12 protein-coding genes are annotated in these 19,011 nt (G+C 49.0%); 2 read left to right on the top strand and 10 right to left on the bottom strand.

The annotated features are described in order from the left end of the window. The 8 genes from ACQP6D_RS08490 to ACQP6D_RS08455 all read right to left on the bottom strand — a co-directional run. A partial coding sequence (locus ACQP6D_RS08490; protein ID WP_427857949.1) for an ESPR-type extended signal peptide-containing protein occupies positions 1 to 1,706 on the bottom strand: 1,706 nt, incomplete at its 3' end. Between the two features lie 783 nt (positions 1,707 to 2,489). Beyond that, positions 2,490 to 3,257, bottom strand: a complete 768-nt coding sequence (locus ACQP6D_RS08485; RefSeq protein WP_427857948.1) for an SDR family oxidoreductase — start codon at positions 3,255 to 3,257, stop codon at positions 2,490 to 2,492. 18 nt (positions 3,258 to 3,275) lie between these two features. After that, the gene (locus tag ACQP6D_RS08480) at positions 3,276 to 4,430 is read right to left on the bottom strand and encodes an isochorismate synthase (RefSeq protein WP_427857947.1); all 1,155 of its coding nucleotides are present in this window, start codon (positions 4,428 to 4,430) and stop codon (positions 3,276 to 3,278) included. Between the two features lie 166 nt (positions 4,431 to 4,596). Next, complete coding sequence (locus ACQP6D_RS08475; protein ID WP_427857946.1) at positions 4,597 to 5,343, bottom strand: 4'-phosphopantetheinyl transferase family protein; 747 nt, start codon at positions 5,341 to 5,343, stop codon at positions 4,597 to 4,599. Positions 5,344 to 5,407: 64 nt separating this feature from the next. Beyond that, the gene (locus ACQP6D_RS08470) at positions 5,408 to 6,988 is read right to left on the bottom strand and encodes an ATP-binding cassette domain-containing protein (protein ID WP_427857945.1); all 1,581 of its coding nucleotides are present in this window, start codon (positions 6,986 to 6,988) and stop codon (positions 5,408 to 5,410) included. Continuing rightward, positions 6,985 to 8,586, bottom strand: a complete 1,602-nt coding sequence (locus ACQP6D_RS08465; protein ID WP_427857944.1) for an ATP-binding cassette domain-containing protein — start codon at positions 8,584 to 8,586, stop codon at positions 6,985 to 6,987. Before ACQP6D_RS08465 ends, ACQP6D_RS08470 begins: the two co-directional genes overlap by 4 nt. Positions 8,587 to 8,639: 53 nt before the next feature. After that, on the bottom strand, positions 8,640 to 9,515 hold the full coding sequence (locus tag ACQP6D_RS08460) for an isochorismatase family protein (RefSeq protein ID WP_427857943.1): 876 nt from the start codon (positions 9,513 to 9,515) through the stop codon (positions 8,640 to 8,642). Positions 9,516 to 9,547: 32 nt separating this feature from the next. Continuing rightward, the gene (locus ACQP6D_RS08455; RefSeq protein WP_427857942.1) at positions 9,548 to 11,161 is read right to left on the bottom strand and encodes a (2,3-dihydroxybenzoyl)adenylate synthase; all 1,614 of its coding nucleotides are present in this window, start codon (positions 11,159 to 11,161) and stop codon (positions 9,548 to 9,550) included. A gap of 215 nt (positions 11,162 to 11,376) precedes the next feature. Between ACQP6D_RS08455 and ACQP6D_RS08450 the strand changes: the two genes are divergently transcribed. Together ACQP6D_RS08450 and basC are read left to right on the top strand one after the other, a co-directional pair. Continuing rightward, complete coding sequence (locus tag ACQP6D_RS08450) at positions 11,377 to 14,223, top strand: condensation domain-containing protein (protein ID WP_427857941.1); 2,847 nt, start codon at positions 11,377 to 11,379, stop codon at positions 14,221 to 14,223. 59 nt (positions 14,224 to 14,282) lie between these two features. Continuing rightward, entirely contained in the window at positions 14,283 to 15,599 is a 1,317-nt protein-coding gene (gene basC, locus ACQP6D_RS08445) for a putative histamine N-monooxygenase (protein ID WP_427857940.1), read from the top strand. A gap of 57 nt (positions 15,600 to 15,656) precedes the next feature. On the opposite strand, the gene ACQP6D_RS08440 is transcribed toward basC, so the two are convergent. Together ACQP6D_RS08440 and ACQP6D_RS08435 are read right to left on the bottom strand one after the other, a co-directional pair. Next, a complete protein-coding gene (locus ACQP6D_RS08440; protein ID WP_427857939.1) occupies positions 15,657 to 17,921 on the bottom strand; it encodes a TonB-dependent receptor in 2,265 nt (754 codons plus the stop codon). 102 nt (positions 17,922 to 18,023) lie between these two features. Then, positions 18,024 to 19,010, bottom strand: a complete 987-nt coding sequence (locus ACQP6D_RS08435; protein WP_427857938.1) for a siderophore ABC transporter substrate-binding protein — start codon at positions 19,008 to 19,010, stop codon at positions 18,024 to 18,026. Between the last annotated feature and the right edge of the window lies 1 nt (position 19,011).

Raw genomic sequence — 19,011 nt, 5'->3', positions numbered from 1 at the left:
GCACTGGTCATTCCGGTGTTTAAAGTAGAAATACTATTGTAAGCTGAGCTTAGGCTGGTAGATGCAGAGGAAGACAAATTATAGAGTTGCCCGCCGTTAACTGCATCTGTGGAAGATGATGTGACAGACCCGGCAGCAACATTAGTAATTTTCTGAGCAGCGTCCGTACCATGGCTGGCATCATAGGCAGAGCCATTCCACTGTAAAGAATCTTTTTGTAAACCACTAATATTGGTGTTCAGGGTGCTGATGCTGGTATTAGCACTGGTCATTCCGGTGTTTAAAGTAGAAATACTATTGTAAGCTGAGCTTAGGCTGGTAGATGCAGAGGAAGACAAAGTATAGAGTTGTCCGCCGTTGACAGCATCTGTGGAAGATGATGTGACAGACCCGGCAGCAACATTAGTAATTTGCTGAGCAGCATTCGTACCATGGCTGGCATCATAGGCAGAACCATTCCATTGGAGTGCATCTTTCTGCAGACCGGATACATTTGTGCTAAGCGTGCTGACGCTATTATTCAAAGGGGTTAAATCGGATGCTGCATTGATTGCAGTAGACAGACTGGTGAACCCGTCAGAAGTATAGTTTGCAAGATTTTTTAATTGGGCAACGTTAACCGCATCTGTATCGGCTGTACCAGCTGCCAGACCGTTAATCTGGCGGGTAATCTGAGAAGTTGAATTACCGATGGCAACCGCAGCTGCAGTACTTTTCCATGTTGCAGACTGATTAGTGGTATTAGTATTTTTTCCAGAGGGGTCAAAGCCGACAACACCGGCATCAGTATTGGCCAGAGAATCACTACCCAATGCTACAGATTTTTCTAGAGTGGCATTGGCATTGGCACCTACAGCAGTTGCGCTGTCTTTCTGAGCCACACTGCTCAAACCAACTGCTACACTGCCGATACCATCGGAAGTTGCTAGTGACCCCAGTGCGACTGCTGAAGTGCCGGTAGCCTGTGAACCAACGCCCATTGCTATTGAGGTTATTCCAGACGCGAGAGCAGCGACTCCATATGCCTGTGCGCCACCGGCTGTAGCAGTGGCATTATTCCCGAAAGCGGTAGAGTAGTTACCTGTGGCATAAGATCCGCAGCCAGTTGCAAAAGAATAGACGCCGTAAGCTACGGGCATAACATTAGAGTCTCCTCCGGTAGGTGTACCCATAAAACCGCTTGAACCGCTTGTTATTCCGTTTGTTACGCCGTCACCATTCCAGTTTTGTTGACCGTTACTCGTGCCGTAAGGATTAGTGGTTACAGTACCTCCTAACACGGTTTTGCCGGTAAAGGATGAATTTTGTACAAAACGCAGGTACTCTTCTTGCGCTGAGATGCCAGTTTGACCTATATTTCTACGGCCACTCACTTTGTCTGCACCACACCAGTCATCATCGCCTGCAAGAACAACGCTACCATGGCTTCCATTTGAATATAATTCAGTTGCGGTGCTACTACTTGGACTTAACCCACCTGTAATGGCTACGTTTGCTGCTGTAGCTGGTGTAATGAGATGCAATTGCAGCATAAGTGCGGTAAGCGTAAAGCTGACAATTTTTTTCAGTCCACATTTATTCAGTAATCTTTTACACAAGGGAAGATCAGAGACGATATTCGATTTTGTATGGCTATTTGCTAATTCTGATGCTGCTACCCATGTTTGTGTGTGTTCATTCCAGACATTACGATATACCTTGTTCATAGGTGACTCCTGATTTTGATTAATTAACTAACAAACAAACTAAACCTCTTATTTAAATTTCTTTTTCTGCGGTGTTCTGTTGATACCTACAAATAAAACTGTAAATCTGAAAACAAATTGCCTGTATTGCTATCCATTAATCATTAATTAATAATTAATGGCAGCTTTGATGGCAGATTACGCTTGAAAAAAAGATGCTTATAAGTTCTTAATTTTTAATTATTTATATTTTCGGAAGAATGGTTGATTTAACCTAATGTTGTAACTATTTAATATAATGGTATTAATTCAGACCTAAATTTAATATTTAAATTAATTAATTAACAAATGTGGATATTTAAAAAGAGAAATTAGAATAGCTGAAGCACTGGTGGTTATGCTGAATTTGATTAATTTTTGATTTTGCAGACTATCTATATGAATGTTTGTAAAAAAATATTACTTCTAAAAATAAATATTCTAAACATAAGTTATGTTTTTTGCGTGTTTTGGTGTTGTATTCTTAAATATTTTAGATTTTTTATAAATGATTTAATGTATGAGTTGTTTTATGTCAAAAGTATAATTTATTACTGTTTTGTGAATTGGTTTTGTTTTAGTTGTTAGCTTGTTTTTGTAAGGAACGTTGTTCTATAAAGTATTCTGTGTAGTAGGTTATCTGCATCGATCTGCTTTTGGCAAAATATGATGGTATTTAATTGTTTTGTTATTGGTCACTACAGGATAGATATTAGTAGATGTTATGCCAGCAGTTTTGCTGTCTGCTGGCGCTGTATTTTGTAGCTAAACACCTAGTGTGGCTCCGCCATCTACTACAATTTCCTGCATGGTTATCTGAGCTGCTTCATCGGAAAGCAGGAAGGATACGGTATTGGCTATGTCTGCGGGCTGAGCTAGCTTTCTGAGCGGAATACCGAGGCGATATTGGCCTAAATCGCCATCAATAATACTGGCCGGTGGCTGGTTATCTGGCCATAGTTGCTGCTGCATGGCGGTGAGGGTGGAACCAGGGGAGACGATGTTAACGCGGACGTAAGGGGCGACTTCGAGTGCCAGATTGCGACAAAAATGGCTGAGCGCGGCTTTGGTGGTGGCATACAGACCGAGCTGGGTACGAGGCATGCGTGCGCTGTTGGAGCTGATGGTGACGATGCTGCCTTGCTGCTGCTGATAGAAATAGCGTGCCATATGCTGGCTGATGGATACGGGGCCAAGCAGGTTGACATTCAAGCTGGTTTGCCATTGTGCCTGTGTGGCGTTGAGCAGTGATGTGAGAATGAGCATGCCGGCACAGTTGACGAGTCCGGTGATGTGGTGTTGGACGATGAGGGTGTTGAGTAGGATCAGGGTTTCTTCACAGGCACTGATGTCTTGACTAATCCCAATCCAGCCGAGTTTATAGGGGGGCTCAATCATTTGCTGTATCGGCCAGCTTGCTGGCACGGCCTGTTTGTCGATACCGATTACTTTGTAGTTTTGCTGAAGAAGCCGGAGGGCTACGGCTGCACCGATGCCTTGTGCGGCACCGGTGACGATAATGGTTGGCTGCATGTGGTTCTCCTCGAGTTATTAAAACTGAAATACGTTGAGCATGGTTTGCATTTTGGCTTCGGTTTCAAGCCATTCGGTGGCGGCATCGGAGCCCACTACGATACCGGCTCCGGCATAAAGGCGAATTTTGTTTTGGTTGAGCAGGCCATTACGGATGGTGACGACCCATTCGCCGTTGCCTTCGGCATCCATCCATCCATTGAGCCCGCTGTAGTAATGACGGTTGTAGCCTTCATGGCTGAGGATAAATTGTTTGGCTACTGGGGTGGGTGTACCACAGACTGCCGGTGTGGGATGCAGATGCAGTGCAAGATTCAGGGCATCAGGGGCGCTGGGTTGCAGCTGTCCCTGAAATACGGACGACAGGTGAAACATGGTGGAGGTGGTAAGAATGTCTGGCGTTTCTGAGGCGCTGTATTCATTGCAGTATTTGCTGAGCTGATGGCGAATGTTGTCGATGACAAACTGGTGCTCGTACCGATCTTTGGCTGAGTGATACAACTCATTACGGATGCGGTTGTTTTCTTCTGTATTGCTGCTGCGCGGACGAGAGCCGGCCAGTGGGTTGCTGCGAACTTGTTGCTGCTGGCGTGAAAGCAGGAGTTCGGGGCTGGCGCCAAAGATGTACTGGTTATCTTCAACAGGTATCAAAAAGCTATAGGCATCGGGATTTTGCCGCGTTAGGGTGGTGAACAGTTGTTCGGGGCTGTGCTGTCGGTTGAATTCGAATTCTGTGGCCTGTGATAACACAATTTTCTGCATATTCCCGCTGTTCATGGCTTTTAAGGCTAGCTTGACGCTGTGTTCAAATACCGGACGTTCAACCAGTTTTTTCTGATGCAACATGGTGTTGGGTGCTGCTGTGTGTGCTAGTTGTTGAGCTGAGTTTGGTGTGGTCTGCTCAAATTCGCTGTAGAAATTAAGGGTGGCATTTTGGTTGGTGTCAAAGGGGATGGCACCGATAAGAATGGGGTGGGGATACCCTTGGGCTTTGATGAAATTGAAACAGTCAGTTATCTGCTGGTTAAAAGGGGTATCGGAATTCACGGGCATATGGATTTGGTGAATCAGATGCTGTGCATAGATGTGGTGATTTCTGCTGGCGAAACAGGCCAATTGATTCTGATAATTTGAAATCAGGGACTGGGAAGCGCTGGATTTTTGTGTCGTCATTTGGGTTACCTGTGGGGTTGATACTGGCCGTGCTGTAATTAAAAATTCAGAAAAATCAAGCTATGTAAGTTTTGTTATATTAATGCAAACAATTATCATTATCAATTAATATGTGTTTATTTAGCTGGTTTGATTATGTTTGAAGAAAAACTGCCACAGGTTGGTATCAGATGCAGGCGAGGGTGATGATTTCCTGTTGGCTGAAGCGGTAATGGACAATAGCCAGTTGCGGTGCTACTGGCTGTGCGTGTACCTGAAAAATAAGCTTGTGGCTATCGGCGGTTTGGTAAGTAATGGCACTGAAACTGATGAGGTGCTGATATCGGTGAAACCAAGCTTTGATGATGCTTTCTTTGGCCGAAAAGATTAGTAGTGCCTGCTGTGGGCTAATCTGCGTGGCAATGAGCTGCTGTTCGCGCGGATGCAGAAAAAGATTCAGCCTATTTGGGCGAGTATCTAGGTTGTGTTGATGTTGCCGGTGTTCGATGTCGATACCAATATAGGTCTGTGCAGGCTGTATTTTGTGTACGCAGGCTACGGCTGTGCAGTGCTGGGCATAAATGCTGTGGCTGATACTGCCTTGGAGTGATTCAGGAAAAAGTGGTTCTCCGCAGGTACCAGTGGTAAGGGTGATATGCCGATAGCCAAATGGCTGTAATGCATATTGTGCCGCCAGCCGTCCAGCCACGAATTCGAGTTGGCGTTTGGGTCGGCTGTGGCGGATGGATTCAGGCAATAAAATGCTGTGTGACTGGCATAGCTCATGCAGTACCGTTGTATCCAAAAAGGGTATGCGAATCTGCTGGATGACACTGTGGCCAATGTTTAAGGTGCGATGGCTGAACTTTATCGTGGCAGAGGTGTTCCTTCCGGACGCATTTGTGTTGCTGAGGGTATTTTCTTCTATGTGCATAGGGCTCAGCTTTGCCGGATGTTAATCTGCGCTGCTTTTTTAAAGCCTATTTCATCCATCGCTATCAGGACATATTCAGTGTCTGTGTAGGCTGCCACGGGGCAGAGCTGCGATGAGATACGAATATTAGGGTAGTGCATTGCTCAAGTATGGTGTTTATCAGTTGCTGTTCAGTATGTTCATCCAGAGCTGAGGTGGCCTCGTCGAGTATCAGTATAGGAGCGTTTTTAATCAGGGCGCGGGCAATGGCCACGCGCTGCTGCTCGCCGCCAGACAGGGCTGAGCCTTGTTGACCAACGCTTTGATTAATGCCGGTTTCTGCACGGTCTATCACGGCACCGAGCTGGCATTTTCTGGCAATGGCTTCGATTTCGGCATCGCTGGCTTCAAAGCGGCCGATACGGATGTTTTCTGCCAGTGTGCCGGTAAAGATGATTGGGTTTTGGGCAACATAAGCCATGTTGTTTACCAGTGTTTGAAAGCTCAGTTGTGGCAAGGGGATGCCGTCCAACCGGATTTCGCCCTGTGTGGGATCGTCAAATCGCATGCACAGTTGCAGCAAGGTGCTTTTGCCGCTGCCGCTGATGCCGGCTACATGTAGGCGCGCACCAGCTGGTATATCTGTAGTCACAGCTGTGGAACTAGGGATGGCTACGATGTTGTGCAGGCTGAGGCGGGGCTGGTGTGGTATGCGGGTTTCGGCTGCTTCAGGCAGTACTGGCGGGTGAGTAAGCTGCTGGAAATGGCGTAGCGTGGTGATTAAGTCGTTGATGCTTAATCCGGCCGTGGCCAGTGCACTTAATTGTGCGCCGGCGCGTCCCATCAGCAGTATGGTGGCCAGTATCAGGCGTTCATCACTGATGCCGGACAGGATGCAATACAGTGCCATGCCGGCCATGGGCAGGACGTTGGCAATAGTGGCTATCAGGCTGGCCCATGCGGCGCTGCGGTTGATTTTATTCAGTAGGTTTTCCTGTTGTGTCCATTTTTGCTGAATAGAATCGAGTGCACGGGCTGGGCTGGCGGCGGTGCGCAGCAGGGTGAGATGCTCAACCAATTCGATGGTGGCGGTGGTGCTTTCTAGCTCGGTCTGATGGCGGCGGGCATCAGTTTTGTTTAGGTCATACTGTGCCCACAACTGAATAGCAAAAGCGATGGCAATCATGGTTAATGCAACCAGCATGGTACCGGCATCGGCTACGAAAGCCAGCCCGATGCAGATAAATAGGGGCAGACAGGGGGCATGCAAAAATGTTTGTAGCTGGTGCGCCGGTATGCTCATGAAGTTGGGAATTTCCTGTCCGGCGGTTTTGCTGAGCACGGCACGGCGCTGGTCGTTAAACCAGGACAGTTTGGCGCTAGACAGGGCGTGTCCCAGTGCAGCAAATAAATCACCGGCTAGCCGTACGCCGGTTAGAAAACCGTTGCGGGTGACTACGATGGTGATGATGCTGGCCAGCAGAGCGCTGCAAAGTACCCATTTAGGCGATTGCTGGTTAACGATGGCCAGTGCCAGTAAGGTATAGGCGTAAGCTTCTGCAGCGGCAGCCAATATCCAGCCGATGCTGACAATCAGCAGGCGAGGTCTGGTGGCTGCGGGAATCACTTCCAGTAGATGTGGTTGCTGCGTAGTGGTGGTGTTCATGCCGCGCTCCTGCCATGAGGTAATACCAGTTGTGCATCTGCCTGTTCAGCCAGTGCTTGCTGATGGGTGACCACAACGATGGTTTTGTGTGTGCTGTGTGCCAGTTCGCACAATGATTGAAAAACTGCTTGTGCATGTTGCTCATCAAGGGCGCTTGTGGGCTCATCCAGTAAAATAACGCTGGCTGAGCTGAGAAAGGCACGAGCTATATTCAGACGTTGTTTTTCTCCTCCAGATAGACTGCTGGCTGGTGTGGCTAAATCTGTACTCAGCTGTGCTTTGGCTAATGCCTGTTGCATGGCTTTTTGGCTGGCTTGCGGTGCGGTCAGTGCTAAGTTGGTGTGCACACTGCTGTTGAGTACGTCGTAGCCTTGCGGAATCAGCAGTATGTGTTGGTGAATGGTTGTTTCATGTAGGGCAGTAATATCGGTCTGACCCAGTTGAACGGAACCGGCACTCAGGGTGACCAGTCCAGCCAATGCATTTAATAAGCTGGTTTTTCCGGCGCCACTGGGGCCAGTGATGGCGGTAAGGGCACCGGCGGCAAAGGTATGGCTAAGATCCTGCCATACTGGCTGGTCTTGCTGGAGTAGGGTGGCATGGTTAATAAGTAGTATGGGCGGGTTTTTAATGGCGTGGATTTTGCCGCGCGGCAACAGTGGCTGTTGCAGAAATTCTTTTAGACGTCCGGCAGCAGCACGTCCAGTGCGGATATAGTCGACGCTATGTCCGAGGCGTAATACCGGAGTGACGATAGCCAGACTGAATAGTAGGGTGGCTGCCAGTGTGGTGGTATCCGAGGTGTAGCTAACCCAATAGGCAATGGCAAAAGTAGCTACGGCCTGAAGCAGAGCCACGGCGATGGCGGCCGGTGTAGCGACTTTGGCGACCCAGCGCACCATGTCATGGGTGAAGCGTTCGGTGGACTGTGTATAAGCCGTGAGGGCGCTGGAGTGCTGGCCGTAGATGCGGTATACGGGAATGCCGCGTACATATTCATCGGCTTTGTTGATGATATCCAGCATGACTTGCATGCGGGCATGTCCATCACGACGGGTCATGTAGGGCAGCAGAAGTAGATAATACAGGGAGGCGATGACACCGGGCAGCAGTACCCAGATGGCGGACAGGCCGTTAAAGTAAAACAGGACAATAATGGATAATAACGGGATAACGGTAAAAACTGCAATTTCAGCCGGCAGATGCGCAAGCATATGGTGCAGGCTGCCAATGTCGTTGGTCATCAATTGTTTAAGTGTCTGCTCGTTCTGTCTGGCCAGTGTATTCATGGGTAGGCGGATCAGATGCTGCGCGACACTGCGGCGTAAGACAGCGGCAAAGCGGCTTTCTGCTTGATGGGCTATCCAGGCAGACCAAGCTGTGAATACGGCACCTGCTGCCCAGCACAGCAGTGCGTATTCGAGCCAGAGCCAGCGGCTATTGCCGATGAATTTCACCACAAACCATAATGCAGCCAGCATGGCAATACCAGCCATCACCGCGATGGCGGTACCACCAATGAGACCGGGTAAGGCAACGCGCCATTGCTGAGCCAGATTCGGGGGCGCATCGTGGCCAGACAGGTATGAATCATTCATGATTGGGTTTCCTATGGCTGTTTGCCAGTGTTTTGCTTGTGTAGCTAGTGGTTTTAGACCATGGCTGCGGTCTGCTCTGCTTCAATCAGGCGCCACCAGTTGTTTAGTGTGGGCTGCTGTCCCAGTGCTTCGAAGCCGATATGGATGTTGTGCTGCTTGAGTTCGGCGGCAAACTGCATGATGCGTAATGAATCCAGTCCATACAGAATTAAGTTTTCTTCGGGGTCTATCGGTTCGGACGCTGTTTCGAGCAAGGTCTGAATTCTGTGTGTCAACCATGCACGTGTCAGTCCGTCGGTTTCGGGTAGTAAGGCGGCAGTGGTGGTCACCTGCCCGCAGCAACCAGCTACGTACTCCAGTGCATAGAGGTGTTGTTGCAGGGAAAAATCAGCTAAGGCATCAGCCACAAAAAAAGCCTGAATATCCTGCATAAAGGCTTCGGCAGCAGTAATCATGCAGCCGATATGCGCGTATACGCCACCGATAATCAGCTGGTCGCGCTGCCATTGCTGCATCAGAGTATGTAATTCGGTACGCTGAAAAGCGCTATAGCGCCATTTGGTCAGTACGGTATCTTTCGGCAGTGGCGTGAGTGCCGCCACGATGTGCTGTTCTTCTGCCGCGGCGGTGGTGATACCCGGTCCCCAGACATCGGTGAGAAGCGCACGCTCCTGCGGGCTTTGTTGGTGTGGCTGGGCGGTATAGACTACGGGTATCTGCTGTTGTGCTGCCCAGCTGCGCAGACGGTGTAAGTTCTGGATCATTGTCTGTATCAGCGGACTGTCAGGCTGATAGAAATTCAGAAAATATTTTTGCATGTCGTGGATTAATAGCACCGCGCGGGAGCTGTCTGGCACCCAGGTGGTTTTATTCTGCGGCAATTGGGTGGCTTCTGGCATGGGATAATCGGTAATTTGTCTAATCGTCATACTGTTTCTCTCGTTCTCTCAGGATTAATTCATTAGGCTGGATGACGCTGTAGGCTTTCGCGCAGGCGTTTTTTATCGGTTTTACCCACGGCTGTGAGCGGCATGCTGTCTATCATGCACACCTGATCGGGTAGTTTGTAGTGGGCAATGCCCAGATTGAGCAGATGGCGTTTCAAGCTCAGTGCGGATAACTGCGGATTGTGTGACACAATAAAGGCACAGCTTTTTTCACCAAAACGCTCATCGCTGACGGCCACCAGTGCCGCGGCGCTGACATCGGGATGGCTAATCAGCAGTTTTTCAATTTCTTCGGCGGCTATTTTTTCGCCACCGCGGTTAATTTGATCTTTTACGCGTCCGACCACTTTTATATAGCCATTACTGTAACGTTGCACTAAGTCACCCGAGTAGTAGAAACCTTCAGCATCAAAAGCCTGAGCGTTGTGTTCTGGACTCTGATAATAGCCACGAAAAGTATAGGGACCACGTGTTTTGAGCATGCCGGTTTCACCGTCCGGCACGTCGTTGCCGTCTGCATCCACTACGCGTACTTCATCATCTGGACTGATGGGACGCCCCTGTGTGCTGACAATCAGCGCCTCGGTGTCATCCAAACGTGTGTAATTTACTAATCCTTCAGCCATTCCGAATACTTGTTGCAACTGGCAGCCAAATACATGTAATACCTGCCGTGCCACAGACTCTGGAAAGCTGGCTCCGCCTACCTGAATGAGCTGCAATGAACGGGTTTTCAGCCGTTCTTGTTCTGGCTGCTGCATCCACAGGGATATGGCACTGGGCACAAGGGCGACCATGTTAATCTGATGCTGCTCAATCAGTGCAAAGCAGTTGGCCGGTTCGGGACTGGGCGCCATCACCACGCAGCCGCCGGCATGAAATACGCCTAGAGCGCCGGGTGAGCTGAGGATGTAATTGTGCGGAGCCGGCATGGCACACAGAAAACGTGTGTGTGCGCTCAGGAGGCAGATTTCGGCACTGGCGCGAACGCTGTAATCGTAATCATTATGGGTGCGCGGAATGAGCTTTGGCGTACCAGTGCTGCCTCCAGAGAGCTGGAAAAAGGCAACTTCATCCGCCGGCGTGGGGGCAAATTGGCTGTAGGAGGCGGGCGGATTGCTGTACCAATCGGCTAAATTCTGGTCACTCTCAAGCGCATCCTGCATTAGCACCAGTTCGGGATATAGGTGTTGAGCGGACAAGTGTTGAAGAAACTCGTTGTTGTTGAATACTTCATGTCGGCGGGAGGCAATCAGTAGTTTGGGTTTTATCTGGTGGCAAAAACTGCCCAGTTCATGTTGGCGATGGTTGTACAGAGCATTCAACGGCACGATGCCAGCTTTAAGCAGTGCGAAAAACACAATATAAAATTCGGCGCAGTTCGGCAGCTGCACAAGCGCTGTGTCACCGCTGGCTAATCCTTGTTCCATCAGTCTGGCGGCCAGAGTATCTGAATAATGATTGAGTTCCTGATAGTTGATGCGGCGCTCTGCACAGATAATGGCGGTGGCTAATGGAGACCTTTCTGCCGTTCGGGTCAGTACACGAGTTAACGGTTGATCCAGCCAGTATCCTTGGTCTCGGTAACGGCGGGCAAATTCTTCCGGCCAGTGTGTGAAGCTAATCATTTATCAGCCTTTTGTGCTTAACCGGCTAAAGCAGGCAAAGAGTGTTGATTTATTGTTACTTTATTGCTGCTGCAACGTTCTGTTGATTGTCTGCTCAGCGGTTTCTGTTGATGAGTTTACTTTTGTTTTTAATTAAACAAATGAAACTGGTAATCATTTTCATTTACATGTATCATCGTCAAAAATCGTAAATTTGTCAACAGAGTAAAGAAATAATGCGTGAACTTACTTCAATGCAGGCTGCATGCTGGTTTGGGCGGGCGCATGGTGCCATGCTGGGTGGTGTAGCTGCTCATTTGTATACCGAATTCAATGGCAGCCATATCGATGCAGATAAACTCAGGCATGCTATCGAAAATCTGTACCGGCGGCATGAGCTGCTGCGCCTGCAACTTAATGCGGCTGGAGAGGTTAGTTTCCGGAATGAGCCGCCAGAAAATCTTTTAGAAATAGATGATTTTTTACATTTATCTGCGGCACAACAGCAACAAATGCTGGAACACAAACGCCGGCTTTGGACACATCAGCAGCTGAATCTAGCAAAAGCGCAGACAGCGCGCTTTTCGCTCAGTCTGCTGGGCGCTGATGCGTTCCGTCTGCATATCGATACCGACATGATTGCGGTAGACCCGTCCAGTTTTCGTATCCTGATGGAAGATATGGCGCAATTGTATGCAGATGGCGGAGCAGTGTTGCCGCCGCCCGCGTCTTTTTACGATTGGCGTTACAAGTTGCAGCAAGACTGGTATGAACAGCAACAGCAGCAGCGTGACCGTGCATGGTGGCAAGCGCGCATTGCCGCACTGGCACCGGCACCGACTTTGCCGTTGAAAGAAGCTACTGAGGCAGCGGCGCAGAGTACGCGGCTGAGTACCACCCTGGACGCAGGGAAGAATCTACAGTTACGGCAACTGGCGCGTCAACATGAGTTGACTTTTTCCGCACTGATGCTTGGGGTTTTTGCCTATACACTGGGCAAGAAAACCAAAGATTTAGCTTACCGGCTGAATGTGCCATTTTTCTGGCGCGAACCCATTGTGCCTGCTATTGAACGCACCATCGGTGATTTTGCTGATATGGTGTTGCTGAACATTGATATGACTTCTGCCTCCAGTTTGTCTGCATTCTGCCGGCAAGTGGCAGCAGAATGGCGTCAGTGTCTGGATCACCGGCAGTTTAGCGGCGTGAATGTGATGCGGCGTCTGTCGCGCCATCACACCACCCCGCAAATGTCACCGGTCGTATTTACTGCCGCAGTGGATATGCCTGAAAAAAATCTGTTTTCCAGCCGTGTACATGAGCTGTTTGGCAGCATGGACTGGTGTATTTCTCAAGGGCCACAGGTAGCGCTAGACGCTCAGTTTGTCCAAATACAGGATAAGCTGCTGATAAACTGGGATGTGCGTTTAGATGCCTTGCCGGAAGACTGGGTAAATGAACTATTTACGTGCTGTTTAACTCTGCTAAATACCTTGATTGCGGAGCCAGAGCGCTTTACCCAGCCGTTGCCAGCACTCAATCAGCTGCTGTATCCAGATGAAAAGAATGAGAATGTCATTACTCTGAATCCTTTGCAAAAAGCCTATTTACTGGGGCGCAGCACCACATTTGCGCTGGGTGGCGTGGCTATGCAGGAATTTCGTGAATATACCGGTACATTGGATTTACCGCGCTTTCGTCAGCGTCTGGCTGATATGGTGCAGCATCATGCCAGTCTACGCACCTATATCGATGCCAGCCGTTGTGTCCAGCGTGTGAGCCAGCAGGTAGTGATAAATCTCACTGAAATCAATTTGTGTGAAGACGAGCCAGCAGAGGCTACAGCAAAAATCGATGCCTTGCGCCAGCACTATCAGCAGGCCATATTTGATTTAAATGAGTCACCATGGGATATCACTCTATTTCAGTTAAAGCATGAGCAGTTTGTGCTGTTTGCACGCTTTGATACATTGATTCTGGATGGACGAGCCATTGCTGAATTGATGCGGGAATTGTTTACCACGACGCCCTTGCCGGCTATTGGCATGTCGGAAAGTGTAGCGTTGCCGGATAAACACAAGGTGGCTCAGGATGCGGCCTACTGGCAGCAGCGCCTGCAAGCTATCAACTCAATTGCGCAACTACCATGGAAACAGCCTTTGGCCACACTAGTGACTTCACGCTATGCGCGCCAGAGTGCAGCTGTATCCGAACCCGTCTTTCGCGCCTTATGCCGCATGGGCGCTCAGCAGGGGCTGTTTAAGAATTCCTTATTAACGGCGCTGATACTGGCGGTACTGTCCCGCGGCCAACAAACAGCAGAATTGCTGTCTGTGGCGGTACCGGTGTTGCCCTTATATAAGGGTGCATTGTCTAATCAGTCCACATTTATTGTCTCCACATGGGAAGCAGAAGCCGGATTCATCGAACAGGCCAAAAAATTACAATCCGATACGCTCGAGGGTTTGCAGCATCTGGCGTTTTCTGGTGTGGAACTCGCGCGTTTGCTGTTTGAGCAGCATGGACAGGCACCGGTTTTGCCCGTGGTGATTACTAATGGTCTGTCATGGCCTACGCTTCCGGCAGATATTCCACTTCACTTTGTCAATGGTCTGACCCAAACACCACAAGTAGCCATTGATATCCGTTTTATGCTTGGCGCGGATGGCGCATTGGTGTTTAACGTTGACTATGCTCAGGAAGCCATCAGTGATGCAGTTGTCAGAGACTATCTGGAAGCATTAGTTAGTGTTTGCACTCAGGTGGCAGCTAGTGGGCTGGTAAACATCGAATCCATTTTGCCGTCGCCGCATTTTCTGAATGCACAACAATCGGCTGTTATCTCCGCGCAGCATCAGCAACTGATGCAAATCTATCGTGAAACTCTGAATATTGCTCCAGAGTGCGTTATACAAATATCGCAACCATTCACCCAGCTGGGCTTGCGTCCGGCTCATGTGAAAGCCATTACCGGCCAGATAAATCAGACATTCGCACTGGCTTTGAATCCACGTCAGCTCATTGGCTGCCGCAACATTGAGGAAGTGGCGCAACTGATTAATACAGCCATGGCCATGGCGTAAAGATAATACCCGCAGTAAACATTTGAATATTGTCTAGTTAACATAGGGATGAAATAAACATGGATATGAAACAAACCGATCTGGCTGGTATTGGTATCGGCCCTTTTAATCTGGGGTTGGCTGCTTTATTGTCACGCCATACTGAAGTCAACGCAGTGTTTTTGGATAAAACCCCCACCTTTCACTGGCATGCGGGACTATTAATACCCGGTACCACCTTGCAAGTGCCGTTTCTGGCCGATTTAGTGACCATGGCCGATCCGTGCCATCCCTTAAGTTATCTCAACTACCTGCATCAGCAGCAACGGCTGTATCTGTTTTGCTATTACGACCGCTTCCTGATTCCGCGGCAGGAATATGATGATTACTGCCGCTGGGCAGTCAGCCAGCTACCGTCCTGCCATTTCGACGCCTGCATTAGCGCAGTTAATTACGACCGCCAACAGCAGAAATTTATTATTGAAAGTGAATCTGCCGCAGGCGAAAAACAAACGTATTGTAGTCAGGATATTGCTATCGGCGTGGGTACTCGGCCTTATGAACCAGACTGGTTGAAAAAATCCAACCATCCTTTAATTCAACATTCCGCCCACTTTCTTAGCATTCAGGAGCAGTTGCAGCAATGTAAGCAAGTTACTGTGGTAGGAGCAGGGCAGAGTGCCGCAGAATGCGTGCTGGCACTGTATCGCGCCTTGCAGCCGGAGCAAATCAAAGCCGGTGCCTCTATCCGCTGGATTACCCGCTCTGCCGGCTTTCATCCGATGGAATTTTCTAAGCTAGGACAGGAATGCTTCACACCGGTGTATATGCAGTATTTCCAGACGCTGACCGCACAGAAACGGCGGGAAATCAGCGCCAATCAGGGACAACTATACAAGGGCATCAGCTTTACCACCATTGGCGACATTTATAATTTGCTGTATGAACGCACCATCGCTGGTGCGCCTGCTGGCCTAAGCCTATATTCCAATTGTGACGTGCAATCGGTGGAAGTACAGCCGTCTGGCGTGATAAACATGACTTGCCTGCACACACAGCTAAATCAGCACAAAATCATCCAAACCGATGCCATCGTTGCCGCCACCGGCTATAGTCATCAATGGCCGAAATGGTTTGAAGAATTGAAAGGTACGGTGCTGCAAACTGATGATCAGAATGATTATTTGATCAACGAAGACTTTACCGCTGTTCGCTGCGATGGTGGCAAAGGCCGAATTTTTATTCAGAATGCTGAAATTGCCAAACAGGGTGTTGGGTCGCCTGATTTAGGTATGGGCGCTACCCGTAATGGCGTAATTGTCAATCAACTCTTGGGTAAAAACTACTATCAGGTACCTGAATATTCAGCTTTTCAGCGCTATGGTTTACCAGAATAAAATTCATAGCAAAAAAAAATCGCCTGCGGGCGATTTTTTTTGATGGCTGGTAGGAAATCAGAAATCGTATGAACCAGATACATAGAATGTACGTGGTGCCCCCAGCGATAGATTCGACAGGCGTGGCATGCCCCAATAAGCTTTATTGGTAAGATTCTTCACTTCTGCGCGTACCGTAAACGGATGGCCGGATACTTTAGCGTTATAGCGGGCACCCACATCATAGACAGTATGACCGCCCACAGATAAGGTATTTTCCTGATTTAGGTATTGCTTGGATACAGCGGTGGCGTTGGCAGATAGGGTCACGACACCAGCAGCGGCACGGATATCCCATTCTGCACCCAGCTTGCCCTGAACCTTGGCCACACCAGTGGCCATATTGCCTTCATTGTCTCGTTTGGCTAGCCGAGTGAGCTCCGGTTTAATGTAGCTGGCACCCCCCATCAGACGAACATTTTCAATTGGCGAAGCAATGAAGCTCCACTCAATACCACGGTTGCGCTGCTGGCCGCCAGAGGTAAACATATTGGTGACCACATCCGTATAGCTGCTGGGTTTTTTAATGGTGAACAGGCTGATTGTTTGTGACAGCTTGTCGTAATCAAATTTAATCCCCAGCTCAGCCTGCTTGGTTTTATACGGTGCAAATACTTTCGGGTAGTTGGCCGCCGTAATTGGCGCCGAATCACCCTTAGTCAGCCCTTGTATATAATTACCATACAGCGATATATGGTCAGTGGCTTTAAAGAGCAGTGCTGTACCGGGCGTTAAAGCGTGTTTTTTGTAATGAGTCATCAGCGTTTTATAGCCGGGAGAGAACATATCGCTTTTTACCTCCTGATAGCGCAGCCCCAGTGTTAGCTGTAGTCTTTCATCCAGAAAAGACATAATATCTGCTGCTCCATAGCTGGTGAGCTCAAGCGTACTGACAGAAATCGGTGGTTTATTGAACGGTACCGTTTTGCCCCATTTGGGGTGATACATATTGGTAATCCAGTCAGCACCGGCTACTCTTCTCACCCCGTAATCATGCTCATCATGTTTGTAATAAGTGGTATTCATTACCCACTGATGTGCCACCGGACCGGTATTGAATTGACCTTTCAAACCCACGTCTGCGGATTTTTTATCCACATCGAATGCTAGCTGGCCAATCATCGTATTGATGGTGCCTTTATTGTCCAGCAGCTCAGACGAAGTGGCACCGTTGTATTCATATTTGGTTTTACTGCGCCCAAACGCTGCATAAGCCGTGATGTTATCGTTAAAATCATATTCAGCCCGCATCATTGCACCGCGGTCTTTATTGCTGACATAAGACCAGTCGGGGTTGACCAGCGTTTTCGGGTTTGGCGGTGCAGGAACATCCTTTATCTTGCCCAGATTGATCCCCCTCACTACGCCATCCACACGATCATTCGCCATATACACATCGGCTGAAACTCTGGCTCGGTGGCCACGCCAGTCCATTCCTATCGAACCAAGCTGCGTTTTCAGATCCTGCTGTCTCACCGGTCCGGAACCATCCTGATACACACCGTTGACACGGATACCAAACTGTTTGTTCTGACCAAACCGACGGCTGGCATCAATCGTGCCACCCCATTGCGAATCAGACATATAGGTAGGTGATATTCGCAGTAGCGGTTCATCTCCGGCGCGTTTAGATACCAGATTAACCGTACCCGCCACCGAACCGGACGGCGGCATACCATTCAGCAGCGCAGAAGGTCCTTTCAGCACCTCAATACGTGAAAACATGGCCGGTGGCGTACGGTAATATGGCGCAATACCGAATAACCCGTTCATCGACATATCATTGGTATCAGACTGAAAACCACGAATATAGTAATTTTCACTCCAGCCGCCAATCGCACCATTGGTGAAAACGGATGGGTCAGTAGCTGCAATCACATCTGTAATATTGCGTGCCTGACTGTCTTCAACAAATTTATCCGTATAGCTCACCGTATTAAACGGCGTCTCCATCTCTGTTTTATTGCCCAGAAAACCGATACGACTGTTTTTAGACACATGGCCACCAGGGTAGGTGCTACTTTGGCCTGCCTCAACCACCACTTCGGCCAGGTTGGCTTCACCGGAAGGCTGAGCCTTAGTTGCAGCGCTTTTCCTGACCGCTGGTTTTGCCTCATCATCAGCTGGTTGGGCATACAGCGCCGGCGCATACATCAGCATGGCACTGGCCATACTCAGTAGCAGCGCTTTGGGTGCAAAAGCAGTAGCTTGTACGCCACGGCTATCGCGTTTCTGTGGCGCAGACAGGCCATCCTGCCTGTGGTGATGCGTGTGTTTACCCATCAATTTCTCCTGAAAATTCAGTCTACAAAAATGTTTAAATTTATTGGCAGTAGTTGATTCCTGTAGGCTGATAAGGGTTTGGTTGTGAAATCGTTAACAGTATTATTGATAACCTTTCATCACATCCTGCATCAGCAAACGCATCGAAGTAGGGCTGGCACCGGTGGTATACCAGGCATCGGCATCCACAAAAACCACGCGCTTATTCTTCCATGCTTTGGTGGCGCGCAATAACGGATTGGTTACCTGAGCCTCCGTAATCACTGGCTGATGTTCCATCACCGAAGTGCGGTCGATAATATACAGAATGTCTGGGTCAGCCCGTTTGATAAACTCACTGGAAATTGGCTGCCCATGCAGCGTGGTACTGGTGTCATTGCTGGCCGGTTTTACCCCCAGATCGCTGAAAATAAAGCCGTAACGGGAATCCACCCCGTAATTGCTAAAAGAGCCATTGTTATACAGTACCACCAGCGCCTTTTCCGGCCGCCCCTTTGTTACCGCGCGTACTTTATTCACCTCTGCATCCAACTGCGCCACCTTAGTGCTAGCCAGCTCTTCACGGTTGAAAATCTTACCCAGCGTCAGCAGATGGTTTTTAATTGTGTCTAGATGTCCGTGTTCACTGTTATTGAAATTAATTTCATAATACAGCGTGGGCGCAATCTCACTCAGCTCCTGATAATGGTCTTTCTGAATCGGGGTCATTAAAATCAGGTCTGGTTTCAAGGTATGGATGCGCTCCATATTCGGCTGCACAATGCCGCCTAAGTCTGCAATATCATCATGATTATTTTGATATTTTTTCAGAAAATGCGGAATAAAATCCTTAGGCATGCCGGCAATCGGCACATTGAGCTGATCCAGAAAGTCTGCTTCATTCATATCCAGTGCCGCCACCCGCTGTGGCACATCATTAATTGTGGTGGTACCCAGCTGGTGTTTGATAACCAATGGTTGGTCCCGCATTTGTACCGGCGTGGCGGTTGTCGGTGCTGCCTGCTTATCACACCCACTCACCGCCAGCAGTGACATCACCGCCGTCAGTCCCAGCACACCGAGTGCACTTTTTCTGAGTTTTCCGTTCATA

It is taken from the genome of Snodgrassella sp. CS2, from assembly GCF_050310315.1.
Lineage (GTDB): Bacteria > Pseudomonadota > Gammaproteobacteria > Burkholderiales > Neisseriaceae > Snodgrassella > Snodgrassella alvi_E.
The sequence above is the reverse complement of the archived record's forward strand: the minus strand, read 5'-3'. Positions and strand labels throughout refer to the sequence as shown.